Raw genomic sequence first — 15058 nt, 5'->3', positions numbered from 1 at the left:
GGGGGGGTGTCCGTCCTCGGACCGGCGGTCACCTTAGGCCGGGAGGTGCTGCGTGTTGACGCCGGCCACTGCGGGCGGACACCCCCCGGCACGTCCCCTTCCCGCCGTACGCGACTGCAGGCCCGTGGGGGTACGCCCATCCCAGCCCCCACCCACCCGTGGGGGGACTCCCTCCCCAGGCCCCCGCCCACCCCCAGCGGGCCGTCACCTCTGGACGCCGCCCAGGCAATGTCAGCCCGTCCGGCGTTTGAGGACGAGGCCCTTCGGGCCGAAGCGGGGGTCTGGGGGCGGCAGCCCCCAGGGACGGGATGGGTAGGGGCGGCGGGGGCGAGACCAATGTGGCCTCGGGACGACACCCGCCGGCGCGCGCGAGCGACCCAACCCCCGCGCCGGGCCACGCGACCAAGCGATGCCCCTGCCGGCCCGTACTCCCCCGCACCCGACAACCACACGCAACCCGCCCACAACCGCAAGGCCTAGTAGCCCCACCCCGACCACGACAGATACCGTTCGTTCCATGCCGGACTACCTCGACGATCTCCGCCTCGCCCACGTCCTCGCGGACGCCGCCGACGCCGCCACCATGGACCGCTTCAAGGCCCTCGACCTCAAGGTCGAGACCAAGCCGGACATGACCCCGGTGAGCGAGGCCGACAGGGCCGCCGAGGAGCTGATCCGCGGACAGCTGCAGCGCGCCCGGCCGAGGGACGCGATCCTGGGCGAGGAGTACGGCGTCGAGGGCACCGGCCCCCGCCGCTGGGTGATCGACCCGATCGACGGCACCAAGAACTACGTACGCGGCGTCCCGGTCTGGGCCACCCTCATCTCCCTGACGGAGGCGAGCGAGGGCGGCTTCCAGCCGGTCGTGGGCCTCGTGTCCGCCCCTGCCCTCGGCCGCCGCTGGTGGGCCGCCAAGGGTCACGGCGCCTTCACCGGCCGCAGCCTCTCCTCCGCGAGCCGCCTACGCGTCTCCGGCGTCTCGAAGCTGACGGACGCCTCGTTCGCGTACTCCTCACTGAGCGGCTGGGAGGAGCAGGGGCGTCTGGGCGGCTTCCTCGACCTCACGCGCGAGGTGTGGCGTACGCGCGCGTACGGCGACTTCTGGCCGTACATGATGGTCGCCGAGGGCTCGGTCGACCTCTGCGCCGAGCCGGAGCTCTCCCTCTGGGACATGGCAGCCAACGCGATCATCGTCACGGAGTCCGGCGGCACCTTCACCGGCCTGGACGGCCGCCCGGGCCCGCACAGCGGCAACGCGGCCGCCTCGAACGGCCTGCTGCACGACGAGCTCCTCGGATACCTCAACGAGCGCTCCTGAGCGCCCCTTTGCAGCGCTGCTGAGCGCCCCCTTGTTGACCCCCTCTTTACCTGTCACTCTGAGAGTCCCCCCACTTGTGAATTTGTGAAACCGTGAACAAACGGTGCGGGGGCACTTCAGGAGGTGGCTCCATCCATGCTCGTACGTGACGCCATGAGCACCGTGGTCCTCACCATCGGCCCCACCCACACCCTTCGCCAGGCCGCCGCGCTGATGTCCGCCCGTCGGGTCGGCGCGGCCGTGGTCCACGACCCCGACGCCGGCGGTATCGGCATCCTCACCGAACGCGACATCCTCAACTCCGTCGGCCTCGGACAGAACCCGGACATCGAGCACGCCCACGACCACACCACCACCGACGTCGTGTTCGCCGCCCCGTCATGGACCCTGGAGGAGGCGGCCCGCGCCATGGCACACGGCGGCTTCCGCCATCTGATCGTCCTGGACCACGAGGAGCCCGTGGGCATCGTCTCGGTCCGCGACATCATCCGCTGCTGGGCACCCGTACGGCAGCACGTGCCCGCATAACCCGAGCACGCACGCGTGCAGCCCACGCGAAACGGGCCGGACCCGAAGGGACCCGGCCCGTCCGCAACCCTGCGGGAAGTTCTGGATCGATGCTGGACTTCATCCAATCTAGGTTGAACTCTAAAGTCACATCCATTCGGAACCTGGTCCTCCTGCTGTTAAGGTGTTCTCCATGAGCGACCTTCTGGAACGGCTGCGCGGACGCGGATGGCGGATGACCGCGCAGCGCCGCGTCGTGGCCGAGGTCCTCGCCGGCGATCACGTCCACCTGACGGCCGACGAGGTGCACGCGCGAGCCGTCGCCAAGCTGCCCGAGATCTCCCGCGCGACCGTCTACAACACGCTGGGCGAGCTGGTCACCCTCGGCGAGGTGCTCGAGGTCTCCACCGACAAGCGCGCGAAGCGGTACGACCCGAACGCCCACCGGCCCCACCACCACCTGGTGTGCGCCCAGTGCGGCGCGATCCGGGACGTCCACCCGACGGGCAACCCGATGGCCGACCTCCCCGACTCCGAGCGCTTCGGCTTCACGGTCTCGGACGTCGAGGTGACGTACCGCGGCGTCTGCCCGAACTGCGCGAAGGCGTAAACCTTCCGGCTCCTGAGCCCCGGCACCGTTGAGTGCCGGGGCTTTGTGCTGCCCGCGTGCGGATGCGGACGGGGTTCCCGAATCTGACGGGCCGTCATATGGTCAACGGCACCCACGCCTACATCGCTCACACGAGTAAGTCACCCACACGAGTACGTCACCCACACGTCCGTTCCGCACTCCGCGAGGAGACCGAAGTGGGAGAGCCAGCACCGACCCCCACCGGAGAGCCGTATCCGCCGCATCCGAACCATCCGCCGTATGCGCCGCATCCCAAACTCAAGGCCCATGACCTCACCCGCACGTTCGGCCGAACCCCCCGCCCGGTCCACGCCCTCGGCCCTCTCGAACTGACCGTCGCACCCGGCGAGTTCGTCTGTGTCGTGGGCCCCTCCGGCTGCGGCAAGTCCACGCTGCTGCGCATCGCCGCGGGCCTGCTCCGCCCGAGCACGGGCACGCTGGAGATCCGCACGTCGAGCCGTCGCCCGGCGGCCATGATCTTCCAGGACTACGGCATCTACGACTGGAAGACCGTCCGCGCGAACGTCCGCTTCGGCCTGGACATCCAGCGTGTCCCGCGCCGCGAGGCGAACGCCCGCGCCGACGACTGGCTGGCCCGCATGGACCTGTCGGACTTCGCGGACGCCTACCCGGCCACCCTCTCCGGCGGTATGCGCCAGCGCGTGGCCATCGCCCGCGCCCTGGCCGTGGAACCCGAACTCCTGCTGATGGACGAGCCCTTCGCGGCCCTCGACGCCCAGCTCCGCACCATCCTCCAGGACGAGCTCCTGGACATCACCCAGTCGCTGCGGACCACCACGCTCTTCATCACCCACAGCCTGGAGGAGGCGATCGTCCTCGGCGACCGCGTGCTCGTGATGTCCGCCCGCCCGGGCCGGATCATCGCCGAACACCGCCCGCCCTTCCCTCGCCCGCGCACCGGCGACATCCGCGCCACCCCCGAGTTCACCGCCCTGCGAAGCGAACTGTGGGACCTGCTGCGGAAGGAGGCGGTCCCGGCATGACGACGCTCACCAAGCCGCCCGCCGACTCTGTCCTGATCCGCCGCCCCGGCCCGCGCGAACTGCACCCGGCCCGCACCCACCGCCGCAGGCGCGCGCTGGAGGTTTCCCTGGCCCTGGCCGTCCCTCTCTTCCTCCTCCTGCTGTGGCAACTGGCGGCCGCCCAGGCCTGGATCGACGACCGCGTCTACCCGGCCCCGTCCACGATCCTCGCCGACGGCTGGGACCGGGCGGCGGCCGGCGACCTGTGGCCGGACGTGTGGGCCACGCTGAAGCGCGTCCTCGCGGGATACGCGGCCGGCACGGCGGCGGGCTACGCCCTCGGCCTCCTGATGGGCTCCCTCTCCCTGGTACGGGCCGCACTGGAACCACTCCTGGACGCGCTGTACGTCGTACCGAAACTGGCTCTCCTGCCCGTCTTCCTGAACATGTTCGGCCTGGGTGAGGGCCCGCAGGTGGCGCTGGTGGCGGCCACGGTCTTCTTCTTCGTCTGGATCTCCACCATGTCCGCGGTCATGTCCATCCCGTCCGGCCACCGTGACGCGGGCCAGGTCTTCGGCGCCTCCCGGTGGCAGATGTTCCGCCACGTCCTGCTTCCGGCCTCCCTCCCCTCCGTCCTGGTGGGCGCGCGCATCGCGGCGGGCGTGGCGGTCCTGGTCATCGTCGCGTCGGAGCAGATCGCCGCGACGAACGGCCTGGGCCATCTGATCTTCGACTCGCGCGCTCTGTTCCAGAACGACGTGATGTTCGTCGGCATCGTCTGCGTCGCGGTCCTGGGAGTCCTCTTCTCCGAACTCATCCGCTTCGCGGGCCGCCTGCTCACTCCATGGGCACCGAGGGACCGAGGAAGGGGCCAGTCATGAGGAGGAAGGGACCCACCATGAGAAGGAGGACCCGCGCATACGTCGTCGTCATCGCCGCGGCAGCGCTGCTGGCGTCGGCCGCCTGCTCCTCCCCGTCCGAGTCGGGCTCCGCCTCGACGGCAGCCGCAGGCGACCGTACGATCCGCGCGGTCGAGGGCTGCGGCGCGAAGTCCTGGACGAACCCGCAGGACCTCTCCCCGAACCGCGCACCGGCCCGCTGTCTCCCCGGATCCCCTCCCCCACGGCCGCTGTCAGAGCCCCGCGAGCTGACGATCGCGACGGGAACGCTGAGCGCCGAGTACGTGGCTCCGCTGCAAGTCGCCCTCGACAAGGGCGAGTTCAAGAAGGAGGGCCTGGACGTCACGCTCAAGGTGCTGCCGACGCCGGACGCGCTCCCGCTGCTGGCCAAGGGAGACATCGACGCCCTGTGGGCGGCTCCGGAGGCCGCGGTCATGAACGGCGTCAAGGGCGGCTTCGACATCAAGTGGGTCGCGGGCAACTTCTCACCCGACCCGAAGTCGAAGAGCGGCCTGTGGGTGCGCCTGAAGGACGGCGAGAGCGCGAACCGGGTCGCCATGGCGGGACACAAGCTGGGCACGATGATCGGCAAGGGCTCGGTGATCGCGTACCCCATGGAGCAGGCCCTGGAGAAACACGGCGGGGGCCTGGCCGACATCCAGTACCAGCAACTGGGCTCGGCCGACGTCCTCACGGCCCTGCAGAACGGCGGCGTCGACTCGGCGTGGCTCCTGGACCCGGTCTGGCGCAAGGTGGACGGCAAGCGGGGCTACGCCTTCCTGGGCGGCCAGCCGCGGGGCGAGCCCTTGGGCGGCATGCTCTACGGCCACACACTGCTGCAGGACGACGTGGACGCGGGCGTGGCTCTGCTGCGGGCCTACATCCGCACGGTGAACTCGTACTTCACGTCGGACTACAAGCAGGATGCGAGCTTCGTCACATATCTGGCAGAACTCCTCAAGGCAGAGGAGTCCATCCTCGAATCCACGCCGCCGCTCCGCATGGACTGGGAAATCCGCGCCGGCACGACAACACGCCTCCAGGCGGCCTACGAGGCCCAGGGCGTGGCGGAGGGAAGCCCGCTGCCGGAGTCGCGAACGGTCGACCGCAGGTTGTACGAGGAGGCGGTGGGCCACCAGCCCTGACCAGCCCCTCAGCTTCCGGGACACATTCAGAACTCATCCGGAAAAGCACCTAGGGCCGGGATCCTTGCGGATCCCGGCCCTAGGCCTTCAGTAGCGGGGACAGGATTTGAACCTGCGACCTCTGGGTTATGAGCCCAGCGAGCTACCGAGCTGCTCCACCCCGCGTCGGTGAACTGAACATTACGTCAACGACGAGGACAGAGGCAAATCAGTTGTCGTGCGGCCGACGCGGCGTCACGCCGAGAGCTCCTCGCGCAGGGCGTCCCGAAGTCGCGCCGCCCGCTCCGCAACCTCGGCCGGCCCCAGCGTCACCGCCCGATCAGCCCACCGCTGCCCCTCGGCCAGCTCGCCGCGACGCGCGTAGACCAGGGCCAGCCGCAGCGCCGACCGCCCGTGCCCGGCGTCGGCCGCCCGTGTCCACCACACCGCGGCCTCCGGCTCACTGCCCTCCCGGGCGAGGAGCAGCCCCAGGTTGAAGGCACCGTTCCGCGACCCGGCCTCGGCGGCCTCCCGGTACCACCGGGCCGCCTCCACGACGTCGCCCCGGGCGGCGGCCAGCATCCCGACCCGCACCTGCGCCCGGCGGTGGCCCTGGGAGGCCGCCCGCTCGTACCACTCCTCGCACTCGGTCTTCTCGTGCACCGTCTCCCCGAGCTCGTGCGCGGGCTCCGGCGGCCGACGGGCGTCCAGCAGCGTCGCCAGCCGATACGCGGCCTCAGCGCTGCCGCCCCCGGCCGCGCACCGCAGATGCCGCTCCGCCGTGGGCTCGTCCCCGTCCCGCAGCCGGGCGATCCCGACCTGCAGCGCCGCCTCCGTGTGGCCGGCGGCGGCGGCACGCTCGTACCAGCGCAGCGCGGCCCGCTCCTCGCCCCGCCCGGCGTACAGGATCCCCAGGTTGAACGCGGCGTCCACGCTCCCCGCCTCGGCGGCCTTGGAGAACCACGGCTCGGCGCCCGTCGCGTCCCCGCCCTGGAGCAGCAGGATCGCCAGCGCGTTCGCCGCCTCGCGGTGCCCGGCGTACGCCGCGCGCCGGTACCACTGCTCGGCCTGCGCGGTGCGCGCCTGCTCGGCGCAGAGCAGCCCGAGGTTGTACGCGCCGTTCACGTCACCGGCATCCATCGCGGCCCGGTACCACCGCTCGGCGGTCTGCGTCTCCCCGCGCTCGGCGTGCAGCGCGCCCAGCGCGTTCGCGGCGTTGCCGTCGCCGTCCTGGGCGGCCCGCAGCCACCACACGGCGGCGCTCTCGCTGTCCCCCGCGTCCCTGAGCAGGAAACCGAGCGCACAGGCGGCGCGCGCCTCCCCGTCCTTGGCGGACGTCAGATACCAGCGCCCGGCCTCCTTGAGCTCCCCGCGCTTCTCGAGGATCGCGCCGAGGTGCAGCGCGGCCCTGCGGTGGCCGCGGGCGGCGGCCTGCCGGTACCACTGCTCGGCCTCCTCCAGCACCGGCTCGCTCCCGGCGACACCGTTGTCGGCTCCGTCCTCGCCCGCACGGGTCCCCTGCCGGTCGAGCGCGCGCGCCAGCCGGTACGCCGCCTCCCGGTGCCCCCGCTCCGCCGCGGCCCGCATCCACTGCTCGGCCCCGGCGTCGCTGCGGTGCTCCAGCAGATCGGCGAGCGCGTAGGCGCCCAGCGCGTGCCCCTGCTCGGCGGACTGGCGCAGCCAGTACTCGGCGGCGGGCTCGTCGCCCCGCTCGCGGTGATGACGTCCCAGCGCGTGCGCGGCCGCGGCCGATCCCGCGACGGCGGCGATCCGCCACCATCCGGCGGCCTCGTCGGCGTACCCGCGCTGGTGAAGCAGGACTCCCAGGTTGTTGGCGGCGGCACGGTCCCCGGCGGCGGTGGCGGCACGCAGCGAAGGCTCGGCTCCGTCGAGATCACCGCGGCGCAGCAGCATGGCGCCGAGGACGCTCATCGCCTCGACGTCCCCGGCCTCGGCGGCAAGCCGCTGCCGCGCCTCCTCGATCGCCTCGCCGGCCTCGTCCTGGTCCGCCGGCTGGTCCAGGGCGAAGTCGCCCTCCGGCTGCGCGAGATCACTCACCGGCCGCGAGGCACCGCCTGTCGGCTGCACGAAATCGCCCGTCGGCTGCACAAAGTCGGCAGGCTGCACAAACCGCCCTGTCTCCAACAGAGTTGCCTTGTCCCCCATAACGTCCATCGTCGCACCACCTGCAACCTGGGTACACCTGGTATACCGCAGCCAGTGAGGTCACTTCAGCGTTTTGTCGACATGCCCACAGAGAGACAAGTCAAACACAGTTCCCTCAACTCCCCACGGCGGCGTGGCCGTCCCGCCCTCCGGCACATGCGTTCGCACACCACGAAGGCCCGGATCCTCTGGAGGATCCGGGCCTTCGCTGTCGTACGAAATATTCGTCGACTTCAGTAGCGGGGACAGGATTTGAACCTGCGACCTCTGGGTTATGAGCCCAGCGAGCTACCGAGCTGCTCCACCCCGCGCCGTTGTTCGGCAACCGTATCACGGCGCGGGGTGGGCTATTCGATCAAGCGCCGTCCCTAGGTGCCGGTAGGACTGCTGGTCGGCTTTGGACTCGAACTCGGGCTGGGGCTACTGCCACTGTCGCCGCCGCCACTGCCGCCGGTCTTGTCCGCCTGCGCCTGCGCGTCCTCGGCCCGCTTCAGCGCATCCTCGAGGTCCTCCTGCGCCCGGCCGTATGCCTCCCAGTCGCCGTTCTTCAGGGCTTCCTGGCCGGCCTCGAAGGCCTTCTGGGCGTCGTCGAGCGCATCTTGGACCGTCGGGTTGTCGGACGTCGGTGGTGGCGTCGTACCGCCGCCGTCCTCGTCGCCCTCGTCCGGTGGCTCGGTCGGCGCACCCTCCGCTCCGAAGACCTTGTTGAGGGCCTCGTCGAGGGTGTCCTCGAAGGCGATGGCGCCTCCGTAGGTCACCAGCACCTTCCGCAGCAGCGGGTACTTGAGTCCACCACCACGTACGTAGACCGGCTCCACGTACAGCAGTCCTCCGTCAAGTGGCACGGTCAGCAGATTGCCGTACTCAATGTCGGAGTCGCCGCCACCTTTCAGCAGCCTGATGGTCTCGGCGATGTCCTGCTCGGAGTTGAACTGACTCTGGACCTGACTGGGCCCGTTGACCGTGGTGTTGGTCGGCAGTTTCAGAATTCTGATCTTGCCGTAGTCACTGGTGCCCGCCTCGGCGTCCACGGCCATGAAGGCGCTGAGGTTGTCCCGCCCGTTCGGCGTGAACGTCGTCGTCAGCGAGAACGCCTGCGCCTGCTGGTCCGGCATCTTCATGCTCAGGTAGTACGGCGGGACCGCGTTGCCCGACTTGTTGGTCGGGTCGTCCGGCACCTGCCAGACCTCGCTGCCGCTGAGGAACGTCGTCGCGTCCTTCACGTGGTAGCGGGTGAGCAGCTCGCGCTGGACCTTGAACAGGTCCTGCGGGTAGCGCAGATGGGCCATCAGCGACTTCGAGATCTCGGTCTTCGGCTTCACCGTGTCCGGGAACGCCTTCATCCAGGTCTTCAGGACCGGGTCCTGAGTGTCCCACTGGAAGAGCTTGACCTCGCCGGTGTACGCGTCGACCGTCGCCTTCACCGAGTTGCGGATGTAGTTGACCTGGTTCTGCTGGGCCACGACCGCCCGCTGGTCGTTGGTCGCGGTCAGCGAGTCCGCCGTCGTGTCACCGAGGGTCGTGCGGGAGGAGTACGGGTAGCCGTTCGTCGTCGTGTACGCGTCGACGATCCACTGGATACGGCCGTCCACGACCGCCGGATAGGCGTCACCGTCGATGGTCAGCCACGGGGCGACCGCCTCGACGCGCTCCTTGGGCGTGCGGTTGTACAGGATGCGCGAACCGTCGCCGATCGCACCGGAGTACAGGATCTGCGGCTCGCCGAACGCCACCGCGTACGCGGCCCGGTTGACCGGGTTGGAGAGACTGACCCCGCTGTCGGCCTTGTAGCTGTAGGTCTTCTCACCGCTGTCGTCGGAGTAGTCGATCTCCTTCTGGGGACCGCCGACGATCGAGTACATGGTGGTCTTCTCGCCGTAGTAGACCCGCTGCTCGTACGTCCCGAGGTCGCCCTTGGACGGCAGGTCGGACTCGGTGAAGTCCGGCCGGCCCTGGGAGTCGGCGTTGGTGCCATCGGCGGCGACCACGCCGTAGCCGTGGGTGTAACGGAAGTGGTCGTTGATCCAGTTCCGCTTCGGAATGCCGTTGAGGTTGATCTCGCGCAGACCGATGACGGTGTCCTGGTCCTTGCCGTCCTTGCTGTACCGGTCGACGTCCAGGTTGGTCGGGAACGCGTAGTAGTTCCTGATCTGCTGGAGCTGCTGGAACGTCGGCGAGACGATGTTCGGGTCCAGGATCCGGATGCTCGCCGCGGCGTCCACGTCGTCGCGCAGCTTGGCCTTGTCCTCGGTCTTGCTCGTGCCCGGGTACTCGGTGACCTGAGTGCCATCGATGCCGTAGGCCTCGCGCGTCGCCTTGAGGTTCTTGTCGACGTACGGCGCTTCCTTGGCCTGCTCGTTGGGCTGGACCTGGAACTTCTGGACGATCGCCGGGTACAGGCCGCCGATGAGGATCGCCGAGAGCACCATCAGACCGAAGCCGATGACGGGCAGCTGCCAGGTGCGCCGCCACAGGGTGGCGAAGAACAGCAGGGCGCAGATGACCGCGATGCAGAACAGGATCGTCTTGGCCGGCAGATAGGCGTTGGCGTCGACGTACCTGAGGCCGGTCCAGTTGTCGGTCGCCTTGAAGTCGCTGGACTTCACCGCGAGTCCGTACCGGTCGAGCCAGTACGCGACGGCCTTCAGGGCGACGAAGATGCCGATGAGGACCGACAGATGGCCGGTGGCCGCGGCCGTGGCGCGCGCGCCCGGGCTGGTGATGCGCAGCCCGCCGTACAGGTAGTGGGTGAGCGCGGCGGCGATCACGGAGAGGATCGCGGCGGCGAAGCCGAAGCCGAGCAGGAACCGGTACCAGGGCAGGTCGAAGGCGTAGAAGCCGACGTCGAGGTGGAACTGCGGGTCCTTCTCACCGAAGGGCACGCCGTTGACCCACATCAGCCAGGTGCGCCACTGGCTGGAGGCGGAGGCCCCGGCGATCAGGCCGACCAGGGCGGTGATCGCGAGCAGCAGCCACTTCTTGTACGGCGCGATGCCCATGCGGTAGCGGTCGAGGCTCTGCTGCTCCATCGACATGGCGCTCAGCGGCGGACGCAGCCGGTGCGCGAGCCAGATGTTGAAGCCGACCGAGAGGGCCATCAACAGACCGAAGACGAAGAAGAGTCCGATCTTCGTCCACAGCGTGGTCGTGAACACCGACGAGTAGTTCACCGACCGGTACCAGAGCCAGTCCGTCCAGAAGCCCGCGAACATGGTGAAGGCCATGCCGAGGACGGCGAGGACGCCCAGTGTCATGAGCAGCGTCCGGACACGCCGGGACGGGCGGCCCACTCTGATCCGTGGCCCGGTCGGGCCTCCGCCGCGGTCCGGCATCTGGAAAGCCAAGGTTCGCACCCCGAGGTTCGCTGTTGATCCGTCAGGCCCGCGTCTTCGTGGACCCTCCGTGGCCCCCCGTGATCGTGGGCCCACACCTATGCAACTTACTCACCGTTTACTCAGTTCCCGATTCCGGCCAGGAACGAGAGAGGATTGTGACCATGTCCAACACTCCCATGGCGGCGAGCCCGCTCACCCGGGCCGTTCTCGAGATCGACGAGTACGCCTCCGGCCTCGGCTGGGACCAGCCCGCCCGCCTTTTCGCCCTCGTAGACACCGCACGGCTGCGGGCCCAGGAACCCGGCCTCGCCGCCCAGCTCGGCCTGGGGGACGAGCAGGAGTCCACCGGCCTGACCCCGATCGAGCAGGACGAACTTCCAACGGGCAAGGCGCTCGACGAGTTCCTGGGCACGATCGCCTGGCCCGACGCGGTGGTCGGCTGCGCGCTCACCGTCGAACGCCTGATGCTGCCCCCGTCCGCGGAGGCACAGGTCCCGCAGGGCCTGACCGGCGGCAAGCTCGCGAAGTGGGTGGCGGACCACCCCGACCGCCAGGAGGTCCGTATGACGGTCGCGGTGCTGCGTGACGGCGCCCGAGAGTCGGCCGTACGCCTGCGCGAGAAGGACACCCCGACGGAGGTCCTCACCGGCCCGGACCTGATCCCGGGGCTGGCGGAGGCGCTGGCGGCGACGTTCGAGGACTGAGGTCTTCCGGTACGGCCGAGCATTTCGGTACGGCAGTGGGGGCGCCCCTCCCCTCGGGGGGCGCCCCCACTGCCGTACTCAAGGCGTGCCGCTCAGCTCTTGGTGGTGCACTTCGGCAGGTCGGCGGTGGCACCGGAGCGGATGTCCTTCAGGGCACCGAGCGCGTCGTCGATGGTGTCGACCTTGACGAGGGTGAGCCCCTCGGGGACGTCCCGGGCGGCGGTCGCGCAGTTGTCGGCGGGCGTGAGGAAGTACTGGGCGCCCTTGTCGCGCGCGGCGATGGTCTTCATCTCGATGCCGCCGATGGGTCCGACCTTGCCGTCGTCGTCGATGGTGCCGGTGCCGGCGACGAACTTGCCGCCGGTGAGGCTGCCCGGGGTGAGCTTGTCGTAGAGCCCGAGCGAGAACATCAGGCCCGCGCTGGGGCCGCCGACGTCGGCGAGCTTGATGTCGATGGTGAACGGGAAGGTGTGGTCGGTCCCGGCGGAGATCCCGACGATGGCGCGCTTCTCGCTGCTGTCGTCGGACTGGGCGGTCCTGATCGTGATCTTCTCGGTCTTCGTCGGCGTCCTGCGCTCCTTCTCGGCGGCGGCCTGCTCCTTGGCCGGCACGATCGTGAAGACGACGTCCTGGCCGGGCTTGTGCTTGGTCACCAGCTCGGCGACGTCCGAGGGTTCCTTCACCGCCGTCCCGTCGACGGCCTTGATGACGTCACCGGCGTGCAGCTTGCCCTCGGCCGGCGTTCCCTTCACCACGGTCGAGACGATCACCCAGCTCTGCACCGGGATGTCCAGTGCCTTCAGGGCGGCGACCTTGGCGCTCTCCTGGGACTGGCTGAACTCCTCGGCGTTCTCCTGGGTGGACTGCTCCTCGGTCTTGCCGTCCGGGTAGAGGGTGTCGTGCGGCACGACCTTGTTGTCATGCGCGAGCCACCCGTAGACGGCCTCCACGAGGTTCATCTTGTAGTCGGCGCTGGTGACCCGGACGGTGGTCATGTTGAGGTGCCCGGTCGTCGCATAGGTCTTGCGCCCGGAGATCTGCAGCACCGGCTCGCCGTCGTGCTCGCCGAGGGTGTTCACCGTCGGCCCCGGGGACATCTCCGAGTACGGCACGGGGATGAAGACTCCCGCGCACAGGAGCGCGATCAGCATCAGGGTGGAGGCGAGCATCGTCGCGGTGCGGCGTGGCATGGCACGACAGTACGTGACCCTTCTGTCAGCGCCCCGTCAGGGCCGTCTGACAGGGAACCGTCAAGACCGTCGGCAGTGGACCGGCAGGGCCGCGAACCGCCCCGCGATCATGTGCGGGACGAGGACTTCTTCTCCATGGCCTCGCGGAACCGGGCATAGCCGTCGAGTTCCGGCCCGTCTCCACGAGCCTTTCGGTTCCGGTTGGCCCAACCGCCCCACAGACCGGCGCCGATCGCAGCCACAAGCGGAATCAGCAACCAGGCGAGCGCCGCCATGCCGTCCTCCCATCCCCATGAGTGACCGCAAACTGACTGATCAGCAGATTAACCACTGGCACTGACAACGCTCACGCCAGGGGTGCAGTTACGCAACCGGGGTGGTGTGGACGGGTTCGTACGGCCCAATCAGCGGGCGCCGACCGGGCCTCCCGTAGCCCGACCAGCGCACCTCGACGAGGGCGCTACGCGCCGACCCATTCGTTTGTGCCGTCCGAGAACTTCTGGTGCTTCCAGATGGGCACCTCGTGCTTGAGATCGTCGATCAGCTTCCGGCAGGCCTCGAAGGCCTCGCCGCGGTGGGGGCAGGAGACGGCGACGACGACGGCGAGATCCCCGACCTCGAGGTCCCCGACCCGGTGCACCGCCGCGAGCGCCCGCACCGGGTACTCGGCGACGACCTTCTCGGCGATGCGCCGCATCTCGGCCTCGGCGCTGGGATGGCACGAGTATCCGAGCTCGTCGACGTCGGCGCCCCCGTCGTGGTTGCGCACGGTCCCCACGAACAGCGCGGTCCCACCGGCGGCGTCGTCCCCGACGGCCCGGAAGACCTCGTCCAGGGAGAGGGCTGTCTCGCGAATGGCGATGAGCTTGATCGGATCCTGAGCGCCCTGCTCACCAGGGTGATCGTTGGTAGGTGCCATGGTCCCATCGTGCCCCACGCGCGCGAGGAGGGGGAATAGCGTCATCGCCCGGCACACGCGCGTGCGGCATGGAGCCTCCTACAGGCCAAGCGGGGGCGGCACCGTATCGGGCCGCGGCCCCGGTCTCTCGCATCGGCCTCTCGGAGGGGCCTCTCAGATCCGCCGCCGGGCCTTCCGTGCCCGCCGCACCACCGCCGCCGCGCCCAGCAGGGCCACCGTCGCTCCCGCGGCCCCGGCCGCCGTCGCGTCCTTGCGTCCGAGCCGCCGCCCGGCGACCGTGTGCCTGCCGGAGACCTCCTCCAGCAGCTCCGCGAGCACTTCCTCGTTGGTCCACTGCGGCCGCCACCCCGCGTCATGGAGCCGGCTCCCGCTGACCACCCAGGGGTACATCGTGTACGCCAGGTCCCCGGCCGGAGAGGGGGTCAGGCCGATCCGGTGCAGCCGGGCCGCCGCGCCCAGCGCCACCGCGGACGGCAGCTCCATGCGCCGGATCCCGCTGAGCTCCTCGACCTCCTCCTGTTCCAGCCAGCCGTCGCAGCCGACGGCGAGCTCCCCGTCGACCTTCTCCAGGACGGCGTACTCCAGGGCGCTGCACAGATCCTCGACGTGGCAGAACTGCCAGGCGGGCCGCGATCCGGCGACGACAAGGAGCCGAGGCGACTCGAAGTACCTGGTCAGCGCGGTGTCGGTGCCTCCCACGAGCGTGGCCGGCCGGACGACGGTGACGTTGAGTCCCGGGTGGGCCCGGGGCGCCCTGCGCGCCAGACGCTCGATCTCCAGCAGGTCCCCGACCCCGGTGGCCTCCGCCGTCGCCCGCAGCTCCGCGTCCTCGGACAGCGGCAGCTCGTTGTCCGGCAGCGCCCCGTACACCATCGCCGAGGTGCACAGCACGACCCGGTGGACACCGGCCGCCGCGGCGGCCGTCAGCACGGTCTGCGTCCCCCGGACGTTGTAAGCCGTCCTCGCGGCCGGATCCGTCTCCAGATCGAGGTCGAGCGCCAGGTGCACGACCACGTCGGCGCCCCGCAGCTTGTCCGCGATGGCCGGGTCCCGCACGTCCAGGATGTGCCACTGCGCCGCCGCGCACTCACCGCGCCGCTCGTCGATGGCGACGACCTGCTTGACCTCGTCCGATGCGACGAGTCGCTCGGTGAGCAGCGCGCCGATGCCGGACGCGGCACCGGTCACCGCGACGACGGGCCCGCGCGCGGCGGGAGGGGTTGACCGGTTTCGCGCTGCGCGAACCTGCGGATCAGGGGAACTCACCGGGCGTCTCCAGCGG

The 15058-nt window shown here is 70.0% G+C and carries 13 protein-coding genes and 2 tRNA genes; 7 read left to right on the top strand and 8 right to left on the bottom strand.

Translation table 11 applies throughout. The annotated features are described in order from the left end of the window. Positions 1 to 517 precede the first annotated feature (517 nt). From hisN to ABD932_RS26945, 6 genes are all read left to right on the top strand, one after another. Positions 518 to 1318, top strand: a complete 801-nt coding sequence (hisN, locus tag ABD932_RS26970) for a histidinol-phosphatase (protein ID WP_345016115.1) — start codon at positions 518 to 520, stop codon at positions 1316 to 1318. Positions 1319 to 1453: 135 nt separating this feature from the next. Then, on the top strand, positions 1454 to 1846 hold the full coding sequence (locus ABD932_RS26965) for a CBS domain-containing protein (RefSeq protein ID WP_126394945.1): 393 nt from the start codon (positions 1454 to 1456) through the stop codon (positions 1844 to 1846). A 172-nt stretch (positions 1847 to 2018) separates the two neighbouring features. Beyond that, positions 2019 to 2435: a Fur family transcriptional regulator gene (locus tag ABD932_RS26960; protein WP_126394944.1), complete on the top strand. Its 417-nt coding sequence runs from the start codon at positions 2019 to 2021 to the stop codon at positions 2433 to 2435. Positions 2436 to 2632: 197 nt separating this feature from the next. Next, positions 2633 to 3460 carry an ABC transporter ATP-binding protein gene (locus tag ABD932_RS26955; RefSeq protein ID WP_345016111.1) on the top strand — a complete coding sequence of 276 codons (828 nt, stop codon included), beginning with the start codon at positions 2633 to 2635 and terminating at the stop codon, positions 3458 to 3460. Further along, a complete protein-coding gene (locus ABD932_RS26950; RefSeq protein ID WP_345016109.1) occupies positions 3457 to 4320 on the top strand; it encodes an ABC transporter permease in 864 nt (287 codons plus the stop codon). The genes ABD932_RS26955 and ABD932_RS26950 overlap by 4 nt, the downstream gene beginning before the upstream one ends. A gap of 17 nt (positions 4321 to 4337) precedes the next feature. Then, entirely contained in the window at positions 4338 to 5483 is a 1146-nt protein-coding gene (locus ABD932_RS26945) for an ABC transporter substrate-binding protein (RefSeq protein WP_345016107.1), read from the top strand. Between the two features lie 91 nt (positions 5484 to 5574). On the opposite strand, the gene ABD932_RS26940 is transcribed toward ABD932_RS26945, so the two are convergent. From ABD932_RS26940 to ABD932_RS26925, 4 genes are all read right to left on the bottom strand, one after another. After that, positions 5575 to 5648 (bottom strand) — tRNA-Met (locus ABD932_RS26940). Between the two features lie 69 nt (positions 5649 to 5717). Further along, the gene (locus ABD932_RS26935; RefSeq protein ID WP_345016105.1) at positions 5718 to 7637 is read right to left on the bottom strand and encodes a tetratricopeptide repeat protein; all 1920 of its coding nucleotides are present in this window, start codon (positions 7635 to 7637) and stop codon (positions 5718 to 5720) included. A gap of 228 nt (positions 7638 to 7865) precedes the next feature. Continuing rightward, a tRNA-Met gene (locus tag ABD932_RS26930) sits at positions 7866 to 7939 on the bottom strand. A gap of 57 nt (positions 7940 to 7996) precedes the next feature. Next, the gene (locus tag ABD932_RS26925; protein ID WP_345016427.1) at positions 7997 to 10960 is read right to left on the bottom strand and encodes a UPF0182 family membrane protein; all 2964 of its coding nucleotides are present in this window, start codon (positions 10958 to 10960) and stop codon (positions 7997 to 7999) included. Positions 10961 to 11124: 164 nt separating this feature from the next. On the opposite strand from ABD932_RS26925, the gene ABD932_RS26920 reads away from it, so the two are divergent. Continuing rightward, positions 11125 to 11667 carry a PPA1309 family protein gene (locus tag ABD932_RS26920; RefSeq protein WP_345016103.1) on the top strand — a complete coding sequence of 181 codons (543 nt, stop codon included), beginning with the start codon at positions 11125 to 11127 and terminating at the stop codon, positions 11665 to 11667. A gap of 92 nt (positions 11668 to 11759) precedes the next feature. Here ABD932_RS26920 and ABD932_RS26915 read toward each other — a convergent pair whose 3' ends face one another. The 4 genes from ABD932_RS26915 to ABD932_RS26900 all read right to left on the bottom strand — a co-directional run bounded on the left by ABD932_RS26915 (position 11760) and on the right by ABD932_RS26900 (position 15042). Further along, positions 11760 to 12857 (bottom strand): YlbL family protein, encoded by a 1098-nt coding sequence (locus ABD932_RS26915; protein ID WP_345016101.1) that lies wholly within the window; start codon positions 12855 to 12857, stop codon positions 11760 to 11762. 107 nt (positions 12858 to 12964) lie between these two features. Beyond that, positions 12965 to 13132 (bottom strand): hypothetical protein, encoded by a 168-nt coding sequence (locus ABD932_RS26910; RefSeq protein WP_175647589.1) that lies wholly within the window; start codon positions 13130 to 13132, stop codon positions 12965 to 12967. A 185-nt stretch (positions 13133 to 13317) separates the two neighbouring features. Beyond that, the gene (locus ABD932_RS26905; RefSeq protein WP_345016099.1) at positions 13318 to 13776 is read right to left on the bottom strand and encodes a molybdenum cofactor biosynthesis protein MoaE; all 459 of its coding nucleotides are present in this window, start codon (positions 13774 to 13776) and stop codon (positions 13318 to 13320) included. A gap of 153 nt (positions 13777 to 13929) precedes the next feature. Next, entirely contained in the window at positions 13930 to 15042 is a 1113-nt protein-coding gene (locus ABD932_RS26900) for an SDR family oxidoreductase (RefSeq protein WP_345016097.1), read from the bottom strand. Positions 15043 to 15058 lie beyond the last annotated feature (16 nt).

The sequence above is a fragment of the Streptomyces shaanxiensis genome, from assembly GCF_039537145.1.
Classification (GTDB): Bacteria; Actinomycetota; Actinomycetes; order Streptomycetales; family Streptomycetaceae; genus Streptomyces; species Streptomyces shaanxiensis.
Note: the sequence above shows the minus strand (reverse complement) of the source record. Positions and strands in the feature narration are given on the sequence as shown.

Bases quoted from the DNA above. Each gene is read 5' to 3' on its own strand.
- hisN (WP_345016115.1), top strand. From the start codon at position 518: ATGCCGGACTACCTCGACGATCTCCGCCTCGCCCACGTCCTCGCGGAC.
- ABD932_RS26965 (WP_126394945.1), top strand. From the start codon at position 1,454: ATGCTCGTACGTGACGCCATGAGCACCGTGGTCCTCACCATCGGCCCC.
- ABD932_RS26960 (WP_126394944.1), top strand. From the start codon at position 2,019: ATGAGCGACCTTCTGGAACGGCTGCGCGGACGCGGATGGCGGATGACC.
- ABD932_RS26950 (WP_345016109.1), top strand. From the start codon at position 3,457: ATGACGACGCTCACCAAGCCGCCCGCCGACTCTGTCCTGATCCGCCGC.
- ABD932_RS26945 (WP_345016107.1), top strand. From the start codon at position 4,338: ATGAGAAGGAGGACCCGCGCATACGTCGTCGTCATCGCCGCGGCAGCG.
- ABD932_RS26935 (WP_345016105.1), bottom strand. From the start codon at position 7,637: ATGGACGTTATGGGGGACAAGGCAACTCTGTTGGAGACAGGGCGGTTT.
- ABD932_RS26925 (WP_345016427.1), bottom strand. From the start codon at position 10,960: ATGCCGGACCGCGGCGGAGGCCCGACCGGGCCACGGATCAGAGTGGGC.
- ABD932_RS26920 (WP_345016103.1), top strand. From the start codon at position 11,125: ATGTCCAACACTCCCATGGCGGCGAGCCCGCTCACCCGGGCCGTTCTC.
- ABD932_RS26915 (WP_345016101.1), bottom strand. From the start codon at position 12,857: ATGCCACGCCGCACCGCGACGATGCTCGCCTCCACCCTGATGCTGATC.
- ABD932_RS26910 (WP_175647589.1), bottom strand. From the start codon at position 13,132: ATGGCGGCGCTCGCCTGGTTGCTGATTCCGCTTGTGGCTGCGATCGGC.
- ABD932_RS26905 (WP_345016099.1), bottom strand. From the start codon at position 13,776: ATGGCACCTACCAACGATCACCCTGGTGAGCAGGGCGCTCAGGATCCG.